This is a genomic window from Methylophilaceae bacterium, assembly GCA_018398995.1.
Taxonomy (GTDB): Bacteria; Pseudomonadota; Gammaproteobacteria; order Burkholderiales; family Methylophilaceae.
Map to the genome: position 1 here is coordinate 1,396,259 of CP073759.1, position 23,758 is coordinate 1,420,016.

The following is a 23,758-nucleotide window of genomic DNA, read 5'->3' on the forward strand; positions in this document are numbered from 1 at the left end:
CCGCAGTTTATCTATTTTTTAAGAAAATAAACACAGTTAAAAAAGTTTGAGGCAATGTCAGTCAATTGTTTGTGCACTGAACCTCCTCTACTCTATTAGACCTCTTTTAAGCCTTGATTTGAAGCCTTGATTTGAAGCACTCCCTATTTGTTATTGTAAATAACGCTTGATTTAACGCACTAGCGCAGCTAAAAAAGCTGCATACGTAGCAGCTTTGACTTGATCGACTGTTTAACCCCGCCTAGTTTTGTTTGCTGCAGGTGTTGGTTTAATGTCACTTGACGTGATTTCCGACAAATCTAAATGGTTGGGAATCACGATTGTTCATCAAGACACTGTCAAAACAATTGACGCCTAGTTTGGGAATCGAACTTTGCTCATATTATTACTGCGTAAAAACTGATGACAGTCCTACCCGCACACCTTTCAACGCCCCGAAAACAGGCGCTTAAACTAACTGAAGTCTTACGATTAAAATCAGGCGCTGGTAAAAGCGTGAGAGCTCCATTCTCTCTCCTGCACTAATTAAATTAAAAGCTTAACAATTGATAAGCTTTTTTTACGTCTATTTTTGCGGGCATTTTTCGCGACAAACCTTGCTCAGTTAAACATTATTATCTTAATGTCACGGTGGGGCTTTTTTAGATGTTTTAAGTCGACGTTAGGTTGGGCATCAAACTTCTCTGATATTGATTGACAATGTCTTTAATGCCTATTAGAGTTAGTGTTACTTTAGTAACACCTTAAGGACTTTGTCATGAGTACTACTTCACTAAAATTATCGGATGAAATAAAAGCGAAAGCTGCTAACGCTGCCAAGGAGCTCGGTATTTCGGCGCACGCTTTTATGGTTGAAGCAATTAGACAGGCATCAATAAACACAGAATACCGTAGTGAGTTTATTGCTGAAGCTAGAGCTTCAAGAGAAGCGACGCTTAAAAATAAGGAAATTTACCAATCTAAAGATGTGTTTGATCATTTGCGATCACGTATTGCTGGTAAACAAGTAACATCACTAAAAGCTAACTCTTGGTAAAAATCGTTTATTCTCAACATGCTGTTAACGATCTTATTCGATTAACAGACTTTCTTATTGCGGCAGACATTAAGGGCGCTTCAGAGACTGTAGATCTTATCGAGGAAGCTGTCAGTATTCTCGATCGTCATCCGCTTATTGGTCGAATTGTTGACGAGGAAATCAGGGAGCTTGTGATCTCAAGGGGTGCAACTGGATACGTCGCACTCTATAGTGTTGAAGATCATAAGAATGTTATTTTGATTTTGGCTATTAGGCATCAACGAGAAGCAGGCTATACCTTCAACCAACCTTGATGTAGTCAATGAGCGTCAAAAGAATGGCCGCCTGATTTTGTTGTTTACAATCCTATCCGCACACCTTTTAACGCCCCGAAAACAGGCGCTTAAACCAACTGAAATCTTACGATTAAAATCAGGCGCTGACGCTCTCAAAATCCAGCGCAAGGATAGGTGGCAATTTAGAGCACTTTTTAGCACGGTTCAATCAATACCAAAATTTGAATCAAGTAGTGCACGCTAGAGCAGCGCCTCGACACGTTTAATCCGTTTTTCGCGTGTTCTATCTGCGTACTCCCTAACCAATTTATTATTAAAACAATAGCTTACAAGCAGTTGTCACCTATTTTTTGTCAAAAAAATACTTCATACCCACTGCACACCGTTGCTAAAGATGTCATCAAATATAAAAGTGATAGTGAAAATGAAGAACTTATTTATTTAGGTCAACAAGACTTGGCTAAGGTACTGAACAGGCTTTCTGAAAGGTGTTTATGTCCACTTCCCGCCAACTGAGAGACAACTGATCTGCCCCTACAACACTAGCAGATAAACTTAATTACTACTTTTACTATTTTTTTATTTTTGAGTATATTATTTTTAATATTAACGTGAGTTCTAGCAGTTTTAATGCTCAAAAATCTAGCCGACCTTTTGAAGTATTTAAGAATAGTGAAAATAGTATATTTTTGTTGTTAGGGACGAATAAGTAGTTTTCTAACTAACAATCATCAATGCTTATTTTTATTAAACAAAGCAGTTACGTGAGAGGGTAGCCTATTTTTTATTATTTAGATATTTTAGATATCTGTCCTGCTATTAGCTTGTTTAAATTATCGTCAATAAATTAGGGTTCATAAACCACCTCATAATCAAAAAATAACACAGTGGCTCTAGTAGTTTTCTGCGCATGTGTATTGTTATTGTCAGTGTGTAGAGGGGATGGTTAGATGGGTTCGCAGATGTATAATACTAAAATAAATTTTACCGATTCATTCAATAATTATGAAAGGGCGATTGATGCCAATATCTTTTAAAGGGTTAGTAGTAATGTCATTGGTTTCTGCAGTGTTGCTATCTGGTTGTGCTAGTACGCTAATTGAAAAAAAAGTAGGTTCGGAGGGGGTGGCGGTTGTAGATGCTAATAAAGTTTTGGGCTGTGAATCAAAAGGTAGAATGACTGCCAGCGTGTTGGCTAAGGTTTGGTTTATTAACCGTGGTAAAGAAAGTGTTGAGCAGAATCTTTTACAAATGGCGCGCAATTCTGCAGTAGAAGCCAATGCAGATACCATTGTGAAGGGAGGGTCAAAAGTGTTTGGTGAACGGACTTACTTTTTTTATAAGTGCCGATAGAGCTGAGTATTTGATTAATGTAACAGCAAGATACAGCTGGCTTAGCTTTTTGATTCCTCCCGCTTGCACTTTTTGGTCATCTGTAATAGCTTACTAAATCAGGACACAACTTAAGAGGCGATATTGATAATAAAGCGCCTCGACTTTAGTGGGTATTTGCCCACCATTGAAACGGTGTGGTCTAACCGTATTTTAATACTGGTACGGCCTGAGAACAGTAGACACTTTTTATGTTACAAATTACTCTAGACATAAAAAGGAAGAATCATGGCAAAAGGCATTCGTTACACAGACGAATTTAAACAAGAAGCAGTCAATCAAATTATCAAACACAGCTATGACATAGCTGAAGTTTCCAATAGGCTGGGCGTCAGCACCAAGAGCCTCTATAAATGGAAGCAAGCTTTTTCCAAGCCACCCAAAGCCCGCGAATCGGAACCAGATCTGCAGGTGGAAGTAGCTCGATTGAAACGTGAGCTCAAGCGAGTTCAACAAGAAAGGGATATATTAAAGGAGGCCGCAGTTTTCTTTGCAAACGAGTCAAAGAACGCTATGTGTTCATAAAAGCTCTTAGCAATGCCTATCTTGTTAGGTTGCTGTGTTCTGCATTAGACATTCATCCTAGTGGTTACTATGCCTGGTTAAAATCCCCTTTAAGTTTACGAACAAAAGAAGACTAGCATTTATTGCGTTACATCAAACAGTTTTGGCTTGAGAGCGGTGGTCACTATGGCTATCGCAATATCCATCTGGATTTACAACAAGCAAAGATTACCTGCGGCCGAATCCCACCAGCAATCTATGCGCAAAAACTTAGGCAATTTAAATGATTTTTAAACGGACTTTTTACAGAATAAACTGGTAGTGTTATTGGGGGCAGGTCACAAGAAAGCTACTTAAGTGAGAAAAGTTAGCCGCATTGGCTGTAGCGTTTAAGATTAACCAAGTATGGCCAATGGATTTCATGCATGATCAGCTACAAGATGGCAGGAGCTTTAGGTTATTTAATGTGATTGACGATTTTAATCGGGAATCATTGGGGATTGAAGTAGACTTGTCCCTCCCTTCTGAAAGAGTCATTCGCGCATTAAATTAAATTATTGAATGGCGAGGTAAGCCAAGCACGTTGCGCTGTGATAACGGCCCTGACTATATCAGCAATGTGATTCAAGTTTGGGCAGCAAGGCGTGGAATTGCCATGAGCTATATTCAAAGAGGCAGTCCACAGCAAAATGCTTATGTTGAGCGATTTAACCATACAGTGCGTTATGAATGGCTATCGCAATATCACTGGCAAGATTTAGGTGAGGTAAGAATATGCCACACAATTGATTTGGCGCTATTATCACGAACGTACAAACATGGCCTTGGGCGGGATAAAACCAATACAGCGGTTGGCTATAGCCGCTTAACTCTACTTTTATTTAATGATAAAAATGGGGGGGTACCGACCCAAATGCATTGAATAAATTTCATTTCTTTCCAGTCCTCTTTGGCTCATTAAATCTTCTCGATGTTGCTAAGAAAATTACAAATTTACCCGAGAGGCATTGTTTGACTGGGTTTCATAAAGCTGTTCTCTAAATATTTCAAGAATTACATAGAAAAAAGTACAGGTTTTGCCAATATTGAAGTGATCTTAATAGGAGGATCTGATCATTACAATTTTTTTTGAATAATTTAAGAATTAATTTTTAGTTTTATTACAAAATAGTATCTTTCAGATATTTTTTAAGATAATATAAAAAAAATATTTTTTTAACTAAATTTTTTCTTTTTAAATCAATTAATCAAGAAAAAAGAGAGACCTAATATATGCTATCCAGAACATTTTCATTTAAATTTATTAAGATCGGGCATGTAGTAATTTCTGCTGCATTCTTTGCGCTTGCTGCTTTTTCATCATCATTATCTGCGGCTACGTACGAACTGGGAACAACGATAGCCGGTAGTGATTCAAGTGGCTCAACAATTTATAACTCAAATGTTCAATCTTATAATTATGGGTCGTTGTTGGGTGCCCCAAGCACACTGATAATTAATATTTATGGTAACACCACCAATTTCACTGGCTCCATCCGCCAGTTTAACTACACCCCCAACACCTTCGCTGCGCTTGGGGTCAGTGGCGGGGAATTTACTGGTAGCGATAGTTTTGTATTGGGCTCTGGAGTTGTTGTTGATTCTGTTACGTTAGGCTCTGCAGCATCAGGGCAATATAGCGCTATATTTGATGGTATTGGTTATGAGTGGACTGGCAGTATTGGTAGTTCATCGACTGTTACTTCCTATGCTGTTGAAACATCTGGATCTCTTGCTTTGAATGGGGGTAACTACATTAATGGTGATACGCGTGCTGATAGTGGTGTTAATGTTCTAGGTTCTGGTAATTTTATGAATGGTGATGTTGATGCCAACATAACTTTTAACAATGCGGGTTCACTCACGGTTGCTGGTGGCGGTGATGTTACGGGAAATATTAACTTTGGTGGCTATAATGGTCTTTTGACTTTAAGTGATGGAAGTGATGTTGCTGGTAGCATCGATACATCTTCAAGCAGGACTGGGTCAGTAGTTTTTGAAAATAATAGTATTGTGACTGGTTCTATTGGCTCTACCTCAGCAATTGAAGAGGTCAGTGCTAATGGTACAGGTGTTGTGCAAATTAACGGCTTAACAAACGCAACTGAGGTCAATCTTTATGCTGCAGGTACAGTCGCTTTTGGCGGAGGATTGGATACCCGTTTTTCTGACAGCGATAACGGCCTCGTGAATTTTAGAAACTACAACGGTACTGTACAAATTGGTAATGACTCTTCTTTATATGGCGATGTTATCAACAGCGCAAACAATCTTGGTACCTTAACTTTTGTATCTGGCGCGCAATCAATGAACGGGCAGATTGGTACCGATTCAAACAAAATTAATACTTTAAACATCGGCGGTGCTAATACAGGCTTAGGTTTTGATGTGTCTACCGATGTGTATTCAACTACAACCGTCAATGGTGATGTGTTTGCTACTAGCACTGTTTTAAATAACTCATCTGTTGCAAGTTCTGAATTGATTTTAGCAACTGGGAAAAATATTACAGGTACTTCTGTCACAACAGCTGATGCTAATAAAGGTATTTTAACTTTGCAAGGTGGCGATCAGACTGTTACAGCTAGTGTTGGCGCTAGTGGTGCTTGGCTAAATACAGTAAATTCCGGCGCTGATTCTGCAAATTCAACCATTACAGGCGATGTTTACTCAGTTAATGTGACGAATACTGGTTCTGGCACATCTAATTTCAACGGTAATGTGACTGCAACTAATATCAACGTTGATGCTGGTACGTCTTATTTCAATCAGTCAGTGAATGCAACTACCACAAGAATTGGAACAGGTACAGGACATTTCAATACTGTAGGTGGTACAACCTCGAGCACTAATTTAAATTTTACTGGTAATGGTACGGCCAATCTTAATCAAGGAATGACATTTACCAACATTGATTATGCTGGAAATGATGCAACAGTCAATGTGGCAGCAGATAAAAACCTTGTAGGAACTGCTATTTCAACAACAACCGATGGGACTGGCTATCTGAATATGTTGGGTGGCACTCAAACTGTTGATGCAACGGTAGGCGCAGCCTCATTGGGTTTAAATAAAATCACAGCAGGTGCTGATGGGGCGACAACTAACTTTACCAATACCGCTGCAGTATATGCCAATACATTGGAAGTGACTGGTAATGGTTTAGTCAATCTTTCTGGAGGTTTGGTTGGGAACTTGGACTATGTTAATAACGTATCGTCTGAGAATGGCACAGTTACAATTGCAAGTGGTAAAAATTTAATTGGTAATGTAACTACGGGAGCTTCTGGCTACAGCCAAGGCGTATTGACAATGATTGGTGGCGAACAGCAAGTCAGTGGCACTATCGGTTCAGATGGCGCGCCTCTGACTACGGTCAATGCAGGTGCCACCGGTTCTACCACAACGCTAAATGGTATGACGTATGCCGATACCCTTCAGTTTACCGGTAACGGTACAGTCGTACTAAACGGAACAAACAGTGCAAATCCTGTTGCGGGATTAAAAGGAACTGTAGATTTTGGAACTAATGCAATCACAGACACAGGAACTTTAGAAGTTGGTGATGGTGTAAATTTAACAACGGGTGCAACTGGAATTAACTTCAAAGATGCTAATAATGCAACGCTAACGTTTAATGGTTCAAGCACTGTGACAGGCAATATTGGTAGCGCAGGAAATGATGATAATAACGTTTTCAAAACTATTAACGCGGGTGTGACTGGCAAGTTTGTAACCTTCTTGGGTGATGTTTATGTGAGTGCATCAACATTCCACGTAACAGGAGATGGTGTGGTTAACCTAGGTGGCGATTTGTACGGTCCATTAACGTTTGACAGTCCTTCTGAAGGATCCGTAAATATTGCTAATAATAAATCTATTATTGTTTCAAGTGGCCCGCAAGTGACCTCTTACGGCACTTCTTCAGCAGGTAAAGGTACAGTCAATTTCGTGGGTGGGACAACGCTTTCTGGGGATGTTGGTACATCAAGTGCATATATTTTAGCGGCTAACTTTCACAACACAACGAGTGATACTACAAACAGTCCACTTTATGTGGGTTCAGTAACGCAAACACTTAATAAAAATATTTACGCCACCACTACAACGATTGGTAATGATCTTGGATATGCAACTGTTGGTGATGTTACGGCGAATGTATTCTTGGGTAACGCATTAACACTGTCTGCAGGAACAACTGTATCAACTTCCACTACCACCTTAAATACAGCTGGTTCTGTTGATGCATTAAGTGGCAGCGTTGTGTTTAATCATAGTAAAAATGCAGATGGAACTTTGACTAATGTTGCAACTGTCACACAGTCAACTTTTGGAGAAAGTGTATTTACTACAAATGGCGGTACATTAAATTTTGCGGTGGCTAGTGAAGCTTACAATAATAGTTTTGGCGGGGGGCAGCTAAGCTCGGACGTCACGCAATCAAGTAAAGTTAGCGGTGGTACAGGGTCGACTTTAGCAATGAACGGTAATGAGAAAGTTAACATTAGCTTACTTGGCAGTTTGCGTAATAATGTTTCATATACATTAATTGATGTTGCAAGTGGAGATACTAATGCAAATCAAGCCGCAACGCTTATTGACAACAGCTACGTAATTGACACTATACTGTCTCGTTCAAATGGTGATTTAGTTTTAACAACTAGTCGTGATGAGAATACCTATGTAAATAAATCCAATACACTTGGTCATTTCTCTAATAACGCTGCAACTACGCTTGCTGGCCTTGGTGCTTTAGGTACTGGTTATAGTAGTGATATGCAAGTCGTATTTAATCAGCTAGATCTTGATCAGTGGGGTTATGGTAATAATCAAGCTAATTTAGCAAATGAGGTTAAGAGGTTGGCTCCTATTTCAAATGGATCCTTAACCAGGTCAGCTGTCGCTGCTAATACATTGGCGCTTGATGTTGCAAATTCGCGTATGGCTGGATTACGTGGAGATATAGTATTGGCTAATAGTTTGACTGGTATATCATCCGGGAATGCACAGCCTGATTCAGCTTTTTGGATGAGGGCGCTTGGCTCAACTGCTAAGCAAGATCAACGTAAGAGCTATGATGGTTATAGAACTAATACTTATGGAGCTGCTTTTGGATTGGATCATAATGTCACAGATGACCTCATTCTTGGGTTTGGTCTTGCTGCTGTGACTGCAAGAGTTGATCAACATGATTTCCGTAGTGCTGATGATGCTCGAATCAACAACTATTCTGGCATGATTTATGGTAGTTACAATCTTAGTAATGAGGCTTATGTAGAGGGTGTCATAAACTATACTGAAAATAAATACAGAGGCGATAGAGCAACTGCAGTTGGAAGAAATGCCCGCTATGACTTTGACGGGAATCAATATGGCGGTAGGTTGGGTGCAGGATATAAGATTAGTTTAGGTAATAATACGACATTTATTCCAATGGCCTCCATTGAGTACAGTCGATTAGAGCAAGATGCTTATACTGAAAAAGATGCAGGTGCTATTGGATTAAATGTAGACAGTCAGTCCTATAGTCGTACTCGATATGGTCTTGGTGGTAGGTTAACAACTAAACTTGGCACTGAAATAATTTATCGCCCAGAAATTGACTTAGGTTGGTATAGAGATACGGGAACACTTAATAAAGACGTAGTTGCATCATATATTGGCGGCGGGGAGAAATTTGTGACGCCTGGTACGGATTATATTGGTCGCAATTTTGTGAATCTAGGCCTTGGTTTAAATGTTGAAGCTAGTCAGTTAACAACAATTCAGGTGCGCTATGATTTGGATGCAAGTAATGGTTTTGAAAGTCATACTGGCTCAATCGCTGCTAGAATAAACTTTTAATTTTTTAATTTTTTAATTTTATAAGAATGAATAATGATGGAAAAAAAATCTCTTACATTTAAATTTATTAAGATCGGGCATGTAGTAATTTCTGCTGCATTCTTTGCGTTTGCTGCTTTTTCATCATCATTATCTGCGGCTACGTACGAACTGGGAACAACTATAGCCGGTAGTGATTCAATTGGCTCAACAATTTATAACTCAAATGTTCAATCTTATAATTATGGGTCGTTGCTTGGTACGCCGCAAACCACTATTCAAAATAGTGTATATCAGGATACAACCTACTTAACTGGTTCAATACGTCAATCCAATTTTACCGTCAACAATTTTGCTGCTCTTGGAGTTAGTGGTGGGGAATTTACTGGAAGCGATAGTTTTGTATTGGGCTCTGGAGTTGTTGTTAATTCGATAACCACTGGCACACCTGCTTCCGGCCAGTATAGTCCGACGCTCTATTATTATTCTGAGTTAATGAATCGTTACGTTAGAGACATGGTGCTGACTGCAGGTCTCGATGTTGATTGGTCAAGTAATGAATATCTTAACGGAACTTCTGGTGGTCCTGCTTCTTTTACAACTACAACTCCTCTGGGTACTGTTTCTACTTACGGTTCTGGTAGTCCATTTACATGCGATCCATTTGGTGCTTATACGTGTTATTCTGCAAGAACTTCTTCTCTTTACACAGGTTTAACTCCTAATTCTGGTGAAACTGTTGGTGGGACGGTAGTTTTAGGTGCAGGTTATGAAATTCGTACAATAGGTAAGGCTTCTTACACAGTCACCAATACTTTTACAGATTGGACTGGCAGTATTGGTAGTTCATCGACTGTTACTTCCTATGCTGTTGAAACATCTGGATCTCTTGCTTTGAATGGGGGTAACTACATTAATGGTGATACGCGTGCTGATAGTGGTGTTAATGTTCTAGGTTCTGGTAATTTTATGAATGGTGATGTTGATGCCAACATAACTTTTAACAATGCGGGTTCACTCACGGTTGCTGGTGGCGGTGATGTTACGGGAAATATTAACTTTGGTGGCTATAATGGTCTTTTGACTTTAAGTGATGGAAGTGATGTTGCTGGTAGCATCGATACATCTTCAAGCAGGACTGGGTCAGTAGTTTTTGAAAATAATAGTATTGTGACTGGTTCTATTGGCTCTACCTCAGCAATTGAAGAGGTCAGTGCTAATGGTACAGGTGTTGTGCAAATTAACGGCTTAACAAACGCAACTGAGGTCAATCTTTATGCTGCAGGTACAGTCGCTTTTGGCGGAGGATTGGATACCCGTTTTTCTGACAGCGATAACGGCCTCGTGAATTTTAGAAACTACAACGGTACTGTACAAATTGGTAATGACTCTTCTTTATATGGCGATGTTATCAACAGCGCAAACAATCTTGGTACCTTAACTTTTGTATCTGGCGCGCAATCAATGAACGGGCAGATTGGTACCGATTCAAACAAAATTAATACTTTAAACATCGGCGGTGCTAATACAGGCTTAGGTTTTGATGTGTCTACCGATGTGTATTCAACTACAACCGTCAATGGTGATGTGTTTGCTACTAGCACTGTTTTAAATAACTCATCTGTTGCAAGTTCTGAATTGATTTTAGCAACTGGGAAAAATATTACAGGTACTTCTGTCACAACAGCTGATGCTAATAAAGGTATTTTAACTTTGCAAGGTGGCGATCAGACTGTTACAGCTAGTGTTGGCGCTAGTGGTGCTTGGCTAAATACAGTAAATTCCGGCGCTGATTCTGCAAATTCAACCATTACAGGCGATGTTTACTCAGTTAATGTGACGAATACTGGTTCTGGCACATCTAATTTCAACGGTAATGTGACTGCAACTAATATCAACGTTGATGCTGGTACGTCTTATTTCAATCAGTCAGTGAATGCAACTACCACAAGAATTGGAACAGGTACAGGACATTTCAATACTGTAGGTGGTACAACCTCGAGCACTAATTTAAATTTTACTGGTAATGGTACGGCCAATCTTAATCAAGGAATGACATTTACCAACATTGATTATGCTGGAAATGATGCAACAGTCAATGTGGCAGCAGATAAAAACCTTGTAGGAACTGCTATTTCAACAACAACCGATGGGACTGGCTATCTGAATATGTTGGGTGGCACTCAAACTGTTGATGCAACGGTAGGCGCAGCCTCATTGGGTTTAAATAAAATCACAGCAGGTGCTGATGGGGCGACAACTAACTTTACCAATACCGCTGCAGTATATGCCAATACATTGGAAGTGACTGGTAATGGTTTAGTCAATCTTTCTGGAGGTTTGGTTGGGAACTTGGACTATGTTAATAACGTATCGTCTGAGAATGGCACAGTTACAATTGCAAGTGGTAAAAATTTAATTGGTAATGTAACTACGGGAGCTTCTGGCTACAGCCAAGGCGTATTGACAATGATTGGTGGCGAACAGCAAGTCAGTGGCACTATCGGTTCAGATGGCGCGCCTCTGACTACGGTCAATGCAGGTGCCACCGGTTCTACCACAACGCTAAATGGTATGACGTATGCCGATACCCTTCAGTTTACCGGTAACGGTACAGTCGTACTAAACGGAACAAACAGTGCAAATCCTGTTGCGGGATTAAAAGGAACTGTAGATTTTGGAACTAATGCAATCACAGACACAGGAACTTTAGAAGTTGGTGATGGTGTAAATTTAACAACGGGTGCAACTGGAATTAACTTCAAAGATGCTAATAATGCAACGCTAACGTTTAATGGTTCAAGCACTGTGACAGGCAATATTGGTAGCGCAGGAAATGATGATAATAACGTTTTCAAAACTATTAACGCGGGTGTGACTGGCAAGTTTGTAACCTTCTTGGGTGATGTTTATGTGAGTGCATCAACATTCCACGTAACAGGAGATGGTGTGGTTAACCTAGGTGGCGATTTGTACGGTCCATTAACGTTTGACAGTCCTTCTGAAGGATCCGTAAATATTGCTAATAATAAATCTATTATTGTTTCAAGTGGCCCGCAAGTGACCTCTTACGGCACTTCTTCAGCAGGTAAAGGTACAGTCAATTTCGTGGGTGGGACAACGCTTTCTGGGGATGTTGGTACATCAAGTGCATATATTTTAGCGGCTAACTTTCACAACACAACGAGTGATACTACAAACAGTCCACTTTATGTGGGTTCAGTAACGCAAACACTTAATAAAAATATTTACGCCACCACTACAACGATTGGTAATGATCTTGGATATGCAACTGTTGGTGATGTTACGGCGAATGTATTCTTGGGTAACGCATTAACACTGTCTGCAGGAACAACTGTATCAACTTCCACTACCACCTTAAATACAGCTGGTTCTGTTGATGCATTAAGTGGCAGCGTTGTGTTTAATCATAGTAAAAATGCAGATGGAACTTTGACTAATGTTGCAACTGTCACACAGTCAACTTTTGGAGAAAGTGTATTTACTACAAATGGCGGTACATTAAATTTTGCGGTGGCTAGTGAAGCTTACAATAATAGTTTTGGCGGGGGGCAGCTAAGCTCGGACGTCACGCAATCAAGTAAAGTTAGCGGTGGTACAGGGTCGACTTTAGCAATGAACGGTAATGAGAAAGTTAACATTAGCTTACTTGGCAGTTTGCGTAATAATGTTTCATATACATTAATTGATGTTGCAAGTGGAGATACTAATGCAAATCAAGCCGCAACGCTTATTGACAACAGCTACGTAATTGACACTATACTGTCTCGTTCAAATGGTGATTTAGTTTTAACAACTAGTCGTGATGAGAATACCTATGTAAATAAATCCAATACACTTGGTCATTTCTCTAATAACGCTGCAACTACGCTTGCTGGCCTTGGTGCTTTAGGTACTGGTTATAGTAGTGATATGCAAGTCGTATTTAATCAGCTAGATCTTGATCAGTGGGGTTATGGTAATAATCAAGCTAATTTAGCAAATGAGGTTAAGAGGTTGGCTCCTATTTCAAATGGATCCTTAACCAGGTCAGCTGTCGCTGCTAATACATTGGCGCTTGATGTTGCAAATTCGCGTATGGCTGGATTACGTGGAGATATAGTATTGGCTAATAGTTTGACTGGTATATCATCCGGGAATGCACAGCCTGATTCAGCTTTTTGGATGAGGGCGCTTGGCTCAACTGCTAAGCAAGATCAACGTAAGAGCTATGATGGTTATAGAACTAATACTTATGGAGCTGCTTTTGGATTGGATCATAATGTCACAGATGACCTCATTCTTGGGTTTGGTCTTGCTGCTGTGACTGCAAGAGTTGATCAACATGATTTCCGTAGTGCTGATGATGCTCGAATCAACAACTATTCTGGCATGATTTATGGTAGTTACAATCTTAGTAATGAGGCTTATGTAGAGGGTGTCATAAACTATACTGAAAATAAATACAGAGGCGATAGAGCAACTGCAGTTGGAAGAAATGCCCGCTATGACTTTGACGGGAATCAATATGGCGGTAGGTTGGGTGCAGGATATAAGATTAGTTTAGGTAATAATACGACATTTATTCCAATGGCCTCCATTGAGTACAGTCGATTAGAGCAAGATGCTTATACTGAAAAAGATGCAGGTGCTATTGGATTAAATGTAGACAGTCAGTCCTATAGTCGTACTCGATATGGTCTTGGTGGTAGGTTAACAACTAAACTTGGCACTGAAATAATTTATCGCCCAGAAATTGACTTAGGTTGGTATAGAGATACGGGAACACTTAATAAAGACGTAGTTGCATCATATATTGGCGGCGGGGAGAAATTTGTGACGCCTGGTACGGATTATATTGGTCGCAATTTTGTGAATCTAGGCCTTGGTTTAAATGTTGAAGCTAGTCAGTTAACAACAATTCAGGTGCGCTATGATTTGGATGCAAGTAATGGTTTTGAAAGTCATACTGGCTCAATCGCTGCTAGAATAAACTTTTAATTTTTTACGAGATTTTTTATTTATAAATGCGGCTAATTTTAACGGGAAATTACAAAAAAGTATTTAATAGTAAAAGATCCTTATGTATATGAGGTGAGGTACGTCTCTATACTATTTTAGGTTTTGCAATATGGTTCTAGTAGCCCCACTATCATTTCCGCAGTATTTTCTCTTGAATGCTGAGTTAAAGGTATTTTTGTAAATAAGTTATTGTTAACCAAAGTAATCGCATTTATCGAATCGACTGGTAAACCAGTATAGAGGAGCTCATCATTTTGCACAACTATTAGCAAATATTCTACATCTTTATTCATTAACAACATTCTGCAACGATCGAATAATCCCACACTAGGAAGTGCGAATATAATTTCATTTGAAACGTCAAATGTTTGTAAATGAGTGGTCAAAAAACTCTCCTGACTTTCGGAAGCAAGCTCCTGTTGACGGAGACGTGCTCTATTCAAAGCTTGGTCATTTCCAATGAAAACCTCAATCGGTATGCGCCCTCCACCGCTAACAAGACTTTGTACCAGTGCCTCAACACCTTTACGTTGATAATCATATCGTTGGTCTAAAAAAGGTGCAAAGTTTACTTCATTGATTATTGCTCCATTTTCGTACCAAGGCTTACTGATATCTTCTGTAATTAGATCAACTCCTGCAATATTCAAGCTCATAAGTTGTGCAGCCTGGAAGGCTATTCTAATGTTTTCAGGATGTATTTGCTCAGTTAAAAGATTGGGAGACCCGCCCCATTCAGTGGACTCAATAGGGCGTAAAAAAACTAATAGTTCAGATTCAGGAATGGAGTGGTAATTTAACCCTTGATCTTTTAATGTTTTCTCTGTTAGTTCATCCAGTAAACAGGGCTTTTTTCGAAGGTGCTTAGCCTTACGACTTTCCTTTGCTGTTTCAAGCATACACAGTTCTTTTACCGTATGCTTTCCATCACCTTTAACAGATTTTGGAAGCCGAGCAACAGTATACAGATGTAAATTACCTGCTAAGAGAATGCGATGACAGACGCCAGAAACCTGACGTTCTACCAAGATATTTTTTGAGAATTTTGAAGCATGATTGAATGCATGACTAAGAAATTTAGAATTATTAATGCTTGTAGTTACACCTTCACCACGGTCTCTATCAGCAGGTTTTATTACTACTGGATAGCCAATCAGATTGGCTGCTTCTAGTGCCTGATTAAATGTGGCGACTGAATAGTGGAATGGAGCTGGTAATCCCGCTAATCTTAAAACCTCTGAACAAGCTACCTTATTTTGGCTCAACTTTGAACCAATTGCTGAATCAAGCTCCGTCGTACTTCGATGAGACATGCACCTTCTAGAACCCCACCCCAGCTGGTAAACGCCTTTTCCTATATGCATAAAAGGAATATCTAGGTTAAATGCAGTTTTTAAGATTGGTATTGTTGACTCTCCTCCAGGCACTTGTTGTTTGGCTGTAATTATGAATTTTTCATGCAATTCTTCAAATTGAGCTGATATATCTGTTTCAGTCAAAGTAGTATTAGAGAAGTATTTAATTAAGCGACATGCAATTTCTAAGGATTTGTAGATAATAGAAAGTGAATGATTTTCGACAAAGGGAAAACGACATGCTATTAAATAGGAATGTTTGTTTTTATCGATAGTCTTTATTTCGTTAATAAGACCTGCGGAAATCGAAGGAATTTTTAATGCCTGCAGCAGACTTCTCGAGAGTAACATTGCTAACCAAAAAAAATCTTGAGCCGTATACTCATCATTACTTAATTTGCGTACAATTAATGTATTGATGGGTGAATAGTCCATATTAAAACGCTCTTGAAACTCCTCCCTGAGTTCTGTCAAATTTAAGGAATCCGGTAAAATAAATTCAACATTTATTGGTATGGACAGTTGCTTCAATCCAAGGTAATATGATGGAAATATTTGGTATTTATTATTAAAGTTTGTTGCTTTTATGTTTTCTGATTTTTTCATAAATTTTAGGAGTTTTTCATGTCTATAGTAAAAATGTTAGCCCCATATGGTTCACTTAAATACCTTATGTTATCCACAAAAGTTGGCGCTAAACCAACAGTAAAAGTTGCTAAGTAATTATCTTAAGTAATATAACTGAAATCAATTATGAAAGAAACCTTCAAATGTTATGGTTGATTTCAGTGTGCCTTCTGGAAAAACTGCAAGCTTAATTAACAATGAAGTGAGGACTTCTTTGGCTGATAGTCTAAGTTGGCTAGCAAAGCAAAATAAAATCACTTCACTATTACATCTTCCTTATGATAGCTGGAATGCCAGGCCCGTGGATTTTGGTTGGTATTACGATTTGCTATTATCTGTTCATAGCAATCAGCCCTTTAATACAGGCACTTATCCATATATATTAAAACGTTTAAATGATAATTTTAGTCCTTACGCATCACAGTTTATGTTTTTTGACAAGAAAAACAACAGATTAAAAATTACTACCCTTAGGACGCCTTGGTTTAATTCTGAAGAGATCGATTGTATCATTAGATGGCTTGATATGGAGCCAGAAAATCAAATGAACTTAATAGCTCTTGACGATAGAGAGCTGGCTCAGGCGTCCGAAAATCTCCACAGAGCACTGAATGTTATAGAAACTTTATTACCTGATTTTATGGAGGAAATGATTGCAATTACATCTGAAATAATTTTCGCAAAGCCATCTGGGAATGAAAAATTAACCTTTGGTGGTGCTTCGTCATTCTTACTATGGGGCGCGCTCGCTTTGAATTCTGAGGCGCATCCATATTGGTGGCTCTATATTCCGCGGCTTATACACGAGTACTCACATAACTTACTTTTTGGAATTGCAAGAAATGAACCGCTAGTATTAAATGACCCAAGTGAGCGGTACTATTCACCATTGAGACAAGAATTAAGGCCGATTGATGGTATTTATCACGCTGCGTTCGTTTCGGCACGAGAGGCATTAGCGATGAGAAAAATTATTAGTAATTCCTGTGAGAAAAAAAAGGAATCAGGTTTTGATTGGTTAGATTTATATTTTAAAGACACTTTAGCAGATTCAACTTTATCCTTCAATGACTCCCTCACGGTGATAAGAAAACATGGAAGATTGAGTCGACTTGGTAGTGCTATATTAAGGGACATTGAAATTGCAATGAATAAATCAAGTATCTAAGGTTTGTCTGAACTTGGCAACTAGTTTGGGACTAAAGTGGTTGAGAGTTTGTTGTTTTATTTAAACTCCATAATGATCCAGGTGAATAATGTAATCTACTATTACGTGACATAAATCATGTGTGTTGCCACATTAAGTCTTGTCAGACACTAATGATTTTTGCATTTGTTCAATTCAGTGATGGGTAATCCCCCCATTTTTAGTAGCCGCTAAAAGTAGAGCTTAGGCAACACGTTGTAATTTCTGCATTGGAGTCATGCCACCGATGCCCATGTTTGGCCTTTCATGATTGTATGTCCAAAGCCAATGTGTAGCAAACGCCTGCACTTCTTTAATCGTATCAAACAACATATGTGCCAACCAATCATAACGGACTGTACGATTGTAACGTTCTATATAGGCATTTTGCTGTGGGCTACCTGGCTGAATATAATCAATCCTAATCCCTCGCCTTGCCGCCCATTCTGTTAGCGTTGCACTGATATACTCAGGGCCATTATCACAACGGATGATATTTGGTCTGCCACGCCATTCAATAATCTGATCTAGCGAGCGCACCACACGCGCTGAGGGTAATGAAAAATCAACTTCAATGTTAAGCCCCTCGCGGTTGAAATCATCAATTACGTTAAATAGCCGAATACTACGCCCATCCGATAGCTGATCATGCATAAAATCCATTGACCACACCTCATTGATGCGCCCAGGTACAGTCAGTGCCAAGGGCATCTCTCTAACTAGCCGCTTACGCGGCTTAATACGCAGATTAAGCTCTAAAAGACGATAGATGCGATATACACGCTTATGATTCCAGCCAAAGCCTTTCACATTGCGCAAGTATAGAAAACATAAACCAAAGCCCCAGTTACGCTGGTGCTGCGTCAATCGTAGTAACCAATCTGCAATGTCATCATTCTCTGTGGATAGCTTAGCGCTATAGCGGTAGCAGCCTTCACTTAGGGCAAAGGTATTGCAGGCCAATCGAATACTCAGGCTTTTATGCTCAACCACCCAGCGTGCCATCTCTCGACGCTGAGATGGCTTCACCACTTTTTTTGCATCACCTCTTTGAGTACGTCTGCTTGAAGCTGAACTTCGGCATACATTTTTTTAAGGCGTCGATTCTCATCTTCGAGCTCTTTCATGCGAGACACCATGGACGCATCCATGCCACCGTATTTAGCACGCCATTTATAAAATGTGGCGGAGCTCATTCCATGCTCACGGCACAAATCAGGTACTGGCGAACCGGATTATGCCTGTTTCAATATGTTGATGATCTGACTCTCGGTAAATCTTGATAGCTTCATGTAAAAATTCCTTTAAATCTAATTAAGAAAATTCTACTTCTAAATGCTACTTTTATGCGGGGGGATTACCCCATGTCTTGCAGCCCAAGCTTGAATAACACCACTGATGTTCTCTGGACTGTTATCACAGCGCAGCGTTCTTGGCTTACCTCGCCACTCAATGATCTGATTTAATGCGCGAATAACTCTTTCTGACGGTAGGGATAGGTCAATTTCAATACCCAGTGACTCCCGATTGAAATCATCAATCACATTAAACAATCTAAAGTTTCTGCCATCTTGCAACTGATCGTGCATAAAGTCCATCGACCACACTTGATTTATGCTAATCGGCACCATCAATGCGTCTGGCTTGTCACGCTTGAGCCGCTTTCTTGGCTTAATCCTTAAATTGAGCTCCAGTGCCTTATAAATACGATAGACACGTTTGTGATTCCAACAATAGCCTTTGACGTTACGTAAATATAAAAAACATAAACCAAAGCCCCAGTTGCGATTATTATCCGTGAGCTTTATTAGCCAATCCGAAATCGATTGGTTTTCAGCATCGAGTAATGGCTGATAGCGGTAACAGTTTGTGCTGATACAGAAAATGGTACAAGCCAAGCGTATCGATACTGATTTCTCAATCACCGCCTTCATCGCCATCTCACGTCGCAGAGATGGCTTCACCACTTTTTTGTGATGGCTTCTTGCAGTATCTCTGACTTTAACCTCTCCTCTGCATACATCTTTTTAAGGCGCGCATTCTCAAGCTCAAGCTCTTTCATGCGTGACATCATGGAAACTTCCATGCCGCCATATTTTGCACGCCATTTGTAAAAAGTAGCTGAGCTAATACCAACTTCTCGACAAAGCTCAGGAACCGGTAGACCGCTTTCTACACGTTTTAATGCATCAATAATCTGACTGTCTGTGAATTTCGAGTGCTTCATTTTGTAGATCTCCTATTACTAGAAATTCTACTTTTATTCGTTACTTTTTGCTGGGGGGATTACCGGGGCAGGTCAAATTACATCGAATTGTTTTATAATCCAAACGTCGGCATACTCACAATGGCAGAAAATCGCCTAGTGAAACCGATTAACTTTATTTTGAGAATCTAGAAAGTGTTTAGAAAACTCAGGCCGTACCAACCCTCGTCTCAATTAACTTAATTAAATCCTTAACTTTACTACTCTCTTTAAATATAAAGTCTGGATTAGTAGGCGGTTCATAAGGACTATTAATGCCTGTCATGTTTGGAATCATCCCAGTTCGGGCTCTTTTGTATAAACCTTTTGGATCACGCTGTTCGCATATCTCCAAAGGAGTATCTAAGAATACCTCGATAAAGTGGTCTTTGCCGATTAAATCTCCTGCCATCTTTCGTTCGGCTCGAAATGGGCTAATAAATGCTGCAATAACAATCAAACCAGCATCCACCATAAGTCTAGATATTTCTGCAGCACGTCGAATATTTTCTTTTCTATCCCCTTCGCTAAATCCTAAATCTTTATTTATACCTAATCTTAAATTATCACCATCTAGAAGATAGGTATGCTTGCCTAATTGATGTAATTTATTTTCCAGGGCATTTGCAAGAAAAGACTTCCCTGCTCCAGATAAGCCTGTAAGCCATATAACAGTCCCTTTTTGAGACTTGAGTTTTTCACGATCTTCCTGTGAAATTTTAATTTTTTGGAAATGAATATTTTTTGATACCATAAGGTTGATTTCAAATTTATTTTATATATGTGTTATATTAAATGAAAATAGATAATTTAAACTTTGTTTGTTATATTGCATTCAAATTTGACTCAGGTAATCTTAATACAAGCTAGGTTTGATAAAGGTTTAAACTTAATGATGTGGATCATGACGTTATGCAGTTTTTTATAAAGAATTTACTCAAATTTACTGCATTTTTACAGTATTTTTTTAAAAATGTGCTACAGCTAGAGCTGTATAGAAGTTAAGTGTTGGAGGGGATTATAGCAACATTTACCATTCTAATTAATAATCGCACGCAGGCGGTGAGATTGCCTGTGGAATTAAGTTTGCCAGAGGTAGTTAAAAAGGTTCAAGTAAGAGTTCTTGGTCGAGATCGTATTCTTTCGCCGCTTACAGAAACTTGGACTAGTTTTTTTGCAGCTGATATTGATCTGGTGGCAACGGCAGACTTTATGGTAATACGTGCCACGCAAGAGCAATCGGCGAGAGAGACACTCTAGGTGATTAAGTATTTGCTTGATACCAATATGGTGATTGACGTCATTAAGCGTCGTCCGGTAGAGGTCATGGAAGTCTTCAACCAGAGTGCTAGTCGTAAGGCTATCTCGGTAATTACTTTGTCTGAGTTGTTACATGGGACAAAAAAAAGTAGCCAACACGAAAAGAACTTGAGAGTCGTTTTGGGCATTTGCAGTCCTTTGGATGTGTTGGACTTTACAGCCAAAGCTACCTACCACTTCAGAAAATCGCCTAATGAAACCGATAAACTTTATTTTGAGAGTCTATTAAGTTTTAGAAAACTAAGGGCTTGTCAGGGTATGCTTGCTGAAGGATGCAAAAAGAAATGAAACCTCTTTTCCTTGCGTCATACCCTAGATCTGGGAACACATACTTAAGGACTATTTTAAATCAATGTTTCGACTTAAAATCTGCGTCTGTCTATCCAAATGATCTAGCCGATAATGCAGCTTTAGAAAAATTGGTTGGTCACGTTGAGCTCATAGAGAATGGAAAGATTACCACTAAGCCCTTTCTAAATAAGCCTTTTTTAATCAAAACTCATGAACTTAATCATACTGACGCTAAATCGATCTATGTGGTACGGGACGCATATTCAGTTATGTTAAGCCTGCACAAATTTTTTAATTATGAGATATCGTTAGAGGATGTTATAAAAGGGAAACATCGCTGGGGAATTTGGGCAGATCATGTAGAAAATTGGACGCGTGATACTTCAGAGCAAAAGCTTATTCTAAAGTACGAAGATTTAAGAGATAATTTAGATGAATCTTTAATTAAATTATCGAATTTTCTTGGTGTGGAAGTTTTAAACAATAAAATGATGCCCAGAGATAAAATAAGCGATGGGAAGTTCGTAAATAAAGAAGGAAAACCTTGGCAAGAGAAAATGGAAAAACACCATGTTGAGCTCTGTACTCGCATCAATCTAATTCAGCTTACGAAACTTGGTTATATTTGATTACTCTTAAATTTTATACTGCGCAATTAATGAGTGGGTAAACTATTGAATTGCAATAGTCGCAAAAGCTTATAAAAAAACGTGCAGAGTGGATGATGGGTTAGTCAATAGTTACGCATGCAATATTGGAGGGGTAATCCCCCCGCATAAAAGTAGCATTTAGAAGTAGAATTTTCTTAATTAGATTTAAAGGAATTTTTACATGAAGCTATCAAGATTTACCGAGAGTCAGATCATCAACATATTGAAACAGGCATAATCCGGTTCGCCAGTACCTGATTTGTGCCGTGAGCATGGAATGAGCTCCGCCACATTTTATAAATGGCGTGCTAAATACGGTGGCATGGATGCGTCCATGGTGTCTCGCATGAAAGAGCTCGAAGATGAGAATCGACGCCTTAAAAAATGTATGCCGAAGTTCAGCTTCAAGCAGACGTACTCAAAGAGGTGATGCAAAAAGTGGTGAAGCCATCTCAGCGTCGAGAGATGGCACGCTGGGTGGTTGAGCATAAAAGCCTGAGTATTCGATTGGCCTGCAATACCTTTGCCCTAAGTGAAGGCTGCTACCGCTATAGCGCTAAGCTATCCACAGAGAATGATGACATTGCAGATTGGTTACTACGATTGACGCAGCACCAGCGTAACTGGGGCTTTGGTTTATGTTTTCTATACTTGCGCAATGTGAAAGGCTTTGGCTGGAATCATAAGCGTGTATATCGCATCTATCGTCTTTTAGAGCTTAATCTGCGTATTAAGCCGCGTAAGCGGCTAGTTAGAGAGATGCCCTTGGCACTGACTGTACCTGGGCGCATCAATGAGGTGTGGTCAATGGATTTTATGCATGATCAGCTATCGGATGGGCGTAGTATTCGGCTATTTAACGTAATTGATGATTTCAACCGCGAGGGGCTTAACATTGAAGTTGATTTTTCATTACCCTCAGCGCGTGTGGTGCGCTCGCTAGATCAGATTATTGAATGGCGTGGCAGACCAAATATCATCCGTTGTGATAATGGCCCTGAGTATATCAGTGCAACGCTAACAGAATGGGCGGCAAGGCGAGGGATTAGGATTGATTATATTCAGCCAGGTAGCCCACAGCAAAATGCCTATATAGAACGTTACAATCGTACAGTCCGTTATGATTGGTTGGCACATATGTTGTTTGATACGATTAAAGAAGTGCAGGCGTTTGCTACACATTGGCTTTGGACATACAATCATGAAAGGCCAAACATGGGCATCGGTGGCATGACTCCAATGCAGAAATTACAACGTGTTGCCTAAGCTCTACTTTTAGCGGCTACTAAAAATGGGGGGATTACCCATATAAGAGATTTTTTATGTTTATGAAGAAAGTGAAAGAAGCTATTACATACTGTTCTCAGTTATATCAATGATATTGATATATATATTAAAAAAATGGTATTATATTATGAGTAAAAGTATATATATAACTATTGTATACATTAATTCTATAATGCTTTCTATGTAATATTGTTAAAGTGTAAGGGCTATTTATTGTTGAACTACTTTAATATTGAAGTTAATCATTAACAAATAAAGTTTTGTACTTTTTGCGCATATATAATTAATTAAATAGGTGGCTATGGAAAACATCAAAGACAGTTTGTTATTAGGTGATGGAGTTAACATCACTGGCAATATTTCAGTGCAGGGAGTTGTGCATGTGCATGGCAACGTTAATGGTGAAATTATAGCAAATGAAATTTATATTGGCGAAACAGGCAAGGTGCATGGTGAGATTAAAGTCAACATTGCCGATATAAAGGGAGAGGTGACCAATTCCATTGAAGTAAGAGATACATTAATTGTCAGGTCTACTGGTAAAATTTCTGGCACTACATCATATCAGTCTTTAGAGATTGAGCTTGGTGGTATTATTGACGGCAATATTGTAAAAAGTAAAGCTCCTTTAACCCCAGCAACTCATCAACTTGATAACATTGAACCTGTTATATAATTGTGCGGTCTCTTGCTTCTATTCTTC

General features: G+C 39.2%; 14 protein-coding genes and 3 pseudogenes. 13 read left to right on the plus strand and 4 right to left on the minus strand.

Features of this window, described 5'->3' with window-relative positions; all coding sequences use genetic code 11:
- The first annotated feature begins 757 nt into the window (after window positions 1–757).
- The 7 genes from KFB94_07215 (at window position 758) to KFB94_07245 (ending at window position 14,073) form a co-directional block, all read left to right on the plus strand.
- Window positions 758–1,036, plus strand: a complete 279-nt coding sequence (locus KFB94_07215) for a hypothetical protein (GenBank protein ID QVL45073.1) — start codon at window positions 758–760, stop codon at window positions 1,034–1,036.
- A 2-nt stretch (window positions 1,037–1,038) separates the two neighbouring features.
- A complete protein-coding gene (locus KFB94_07220; protein QVL46611.1) occupies window positions 1,039–1,332 on the plus strand; it encodes a type II toxin-antitoxin system RelE/ParE family toxin in 294 nt (97 codons plus the stop codon).
- 1,032 nt (window positions 1,333–2,364) lie between these two features.
- Window positions 2,365–2,667 (plus strand): hypothetical protein, encoded by a 303-nt coding sequence (locus KFB94_07225; protein ID QVL45074.1) that lies wholly within the window; start codon window positions 2,365–2,367, stop codon window positions 2,665–2,667.
- 267 nt (window positions 2,668–2,934) lie between these two features.
- The gene (locus tag KFB94_07230; protein ID QVL45075.1) at window positions 2,935–3,231 is read left to right on the plus strand and encodes a transposase; all 297 of its coding nucleotides are present in this window, start codon (window positions 2,935–2,937) and stop codon (window positions 3,229–3,231) included.
- A 562-nt stretch (window positions 3,232–3,793) separates the two neighbouring features.
- Window positions 3,794–4,132 carry an integrase core domain-containing protein gene (locus KFB94_07235; GenBank protein QVL45076.1) on the plus strand — a complete coding sequence of 113 codons (339 nt, stop codon included), beginning with the start codon at window positions 3,794–3,796 and terminating at the stop codon, window positions 4,130–4,132.
- A 350-nt stretch (window positions 4,133–4,482) separates the two neighbouring features.
- Window positions 4,483–9,093: an autotransporter domain-containing protein gene (locus KFB94_07240; GenBank protein ID QVL45077.1), complete on the plus strand. Its 4,611-nt coding sequence runs from the start codon at window positions 4,483–4,485 to the stop codon at window positions 9,091–9,093.
- 33 nt (window positions 9,094–9,126) lie between these two features.
- Window positions 9,127–14,073, plus strand: a complete 4,947-nt coding sequence (locus tag KFB94_07245; protein ID QVL45078.1) for an autotransporter domain-containing protein — start codon at window positions 9,127–9,129, stop codon at window positions 14,071–14,073.
- A gap of 116 nt (window positions 14,074–14,189) precedes the next feature.
- Here the strand turns inward: KFB94_07245 and KFB94_07250 are convergent, their stop codons facing one another.
- Window positions 14,190–16,055: a hypothetical protein gene (locus tag KFB94_07250; protein QVL45079.1), complete on the minus strand. Its 1,866-nt coding sequence runs from the start codon at window positions 16,053–16,055 to the stop codon at window positions 14,190–14,192.
- Window positions 16,056–16,224: 169 nt separating this feature from the next.
- Between KFB94_07250 and KFB94_07255 the strand changes: the two genes are divergently transcribed.
- A complete protein-coding gene (locus tag KFB94_07255; protein QVL45080.1) occupies window positions 16,225–17,244 on the plus strand; it encodes a hypothetical protein in 1,020 nt (339 codons plus the stop codon).
- A gap of 222 nt (window positions 17,245–17,466) precedes the next feature.
- Here KFB94_07255 and KFB94_07260 read toward each other — a convergent pair.
- From KFB94_07260 to cysC, 3 genes and pseudogenes are all read right to left on the minus strand, one after another.
- A pseudogene (locus KFB94_07260) lies at window positions 17,467–18,554 on the minus strand (IS3 family transposase).
- Between the two features lie 75 nt (window positions 18,555–18,629).
- Window positions 18,630–19,489: pseudogene (locus KFB94_07265) on the minus strand (IS3 family transposase).
- Window positions 19,490–19,676: 187 nt separating this feature from the next.
- Window positions 19,677–20,261: an adenylyl-sulfate kinase gene (gene cysC, locus KFB94_07270; protein ID QVL45081.1), complete on the minus strand. Its 585-nt coding sequence runs from the start codon at window positions 20,259–20,261 to the stop codon at window positions 19,677–19,679.
- 266 nt (window positions 20,262–20,527) lie between these two features.
- On the opposite strand from cysC, the gene KFB94_07275 reads away from it, so the two are divergent.
- The 5 genes and pseudogenes from KFB94_07275 to KFB94_07295 all read left to right on the plus strand — a co-directional run bounded on the left by KFB94_07275 (window position 20,528) and on the right by KFB94_07295 (window position 23,731).
- Window positions 20,528–20,767 (plus strand): AbrB/MazE/SpoVT family DNA-binding domain-containing protein, encoded by a 240-nt coding sequence (locus tag KFB94_07275; GenBank protein ID QVL46612.1) that lies wholly within the window; start codon window positions 20,528–20,530, stop codon window positions 20,765–20,767.
- A gap of 12 nt (window positions 20,768–20,779) precedes the next feature.
- Window positions 20,780–21,115 carry a PIN domain-containing protein gene (locus KFB94_07280; GenBank protein ID QVL45082.1) on the plus strand — a complete coding sequence of 112 codons (336 nt, stop codon included), beginning with the start codon at window positions 20,780–20,782 and terminating at the stop codon, window positions 21,113–21,115.
- Window positions 21,100–21,747 carry a sulfotransferase domain-containing protein gene (locus tag KFB94_07285; GenBank protein QVL45083.1) on the plus strand — a complete coding sequence of 216 codons (648 nt, stop codon included), beginning with the start codon at window positions 21,100–21,102 and terminating at the stop codon, window positions 21,745–21,747. Before KFB94_07280 ends, KFB94_07285 begins: the two co-directional genes overlap by 16 nt.
- A 202-nt stretch (window positions 21,748–21,949) precedes the next feature.
- Window positions 21,950–23,034: pseudogene (locus tag KFB94_07290) on the plus strand (IS3 family transposase).
- Between the two features lie 322 nt (window positions 23,035–23,356).
- The gene (locus tag KFB94_07295) at window positions 23,357–23,731 is read left to right on the plus strand and encodes a polymer-forming cytoskeletal protein (protein ID QVL45084.1); all 375 of its coding nucleotides are present in this window, start codon (window positions 23,357–23,359) and stop codon (window positions 23,729–23,731) included.
- Window positions 23,732–23,758 lie beyond the last annotated feature (27 nt).

Coding starts and splice junctions, on each gene's coding strand:
- KFB94_07285 (QVL45083.1), top strand. CDS start 21,100: ATGCAAAAAGAAATGAAACCTCTTTTCCTTGCGTCATACCCTAGATCT.
- KFB94_07245 (QVL45078.1), top strand. CDS start 9,127: ATGATGGAAAAAAAATCTCTTACATTTAAATTTATTAAGATCGGGCAT.
- KFB94_07255 (QVL45080.1), top strand. CDS start 16,225: ATGGTTGATTTCAGTGTGCCTTCTGGAAAAACTGCAAGCTTAATTAAC.
- KFB94_07230 (QVL45075.1), top strand. CDS start 2,935: ATGGCAAAAGGCATTCGTTACACAGACGAATTTAAACAAGAAGCAGTC.
- KFB94_07240 (QVL45077.1), top strand. CDS start 4,483: ATGCTATCCAGAACATTTTCATTTAAATTTATTAAGATCGGGCATGTA.
- cysC (QVL45081.1), bottom strand. CDS start 20,261: ATGGTATCAAAAAATATTCATTTCCAAAAAATTAAAATTTCACAGGAA.
- KFB94_07215 (QVL45073.1), top strand. CDS start 758: ATGAGTACTACTTCACTAAAATTATCGGATGAAATAAAAGCGAAAGCT.
- KFB94_07250 (QVL45079.1), bottom strand. CDS start 16,055: ATGAAAAAATCAGAAAACATAAAAGCAACAAACTTTAATAATAAATAC.
- KFB94_07295 (QVL45084.1), top strand. CDS start 23,357: ATGGAAAACATCAAAGACAGTTTGTTATTAGGTGATGGAGTTAACATC.
- KFB94_07225 (QVL45074.1), top strand. CDS start 2,365: ATGTCATTGGTTTCTGCAGTGTTGCTATCTGGTTGTGCTAGTACGCTA.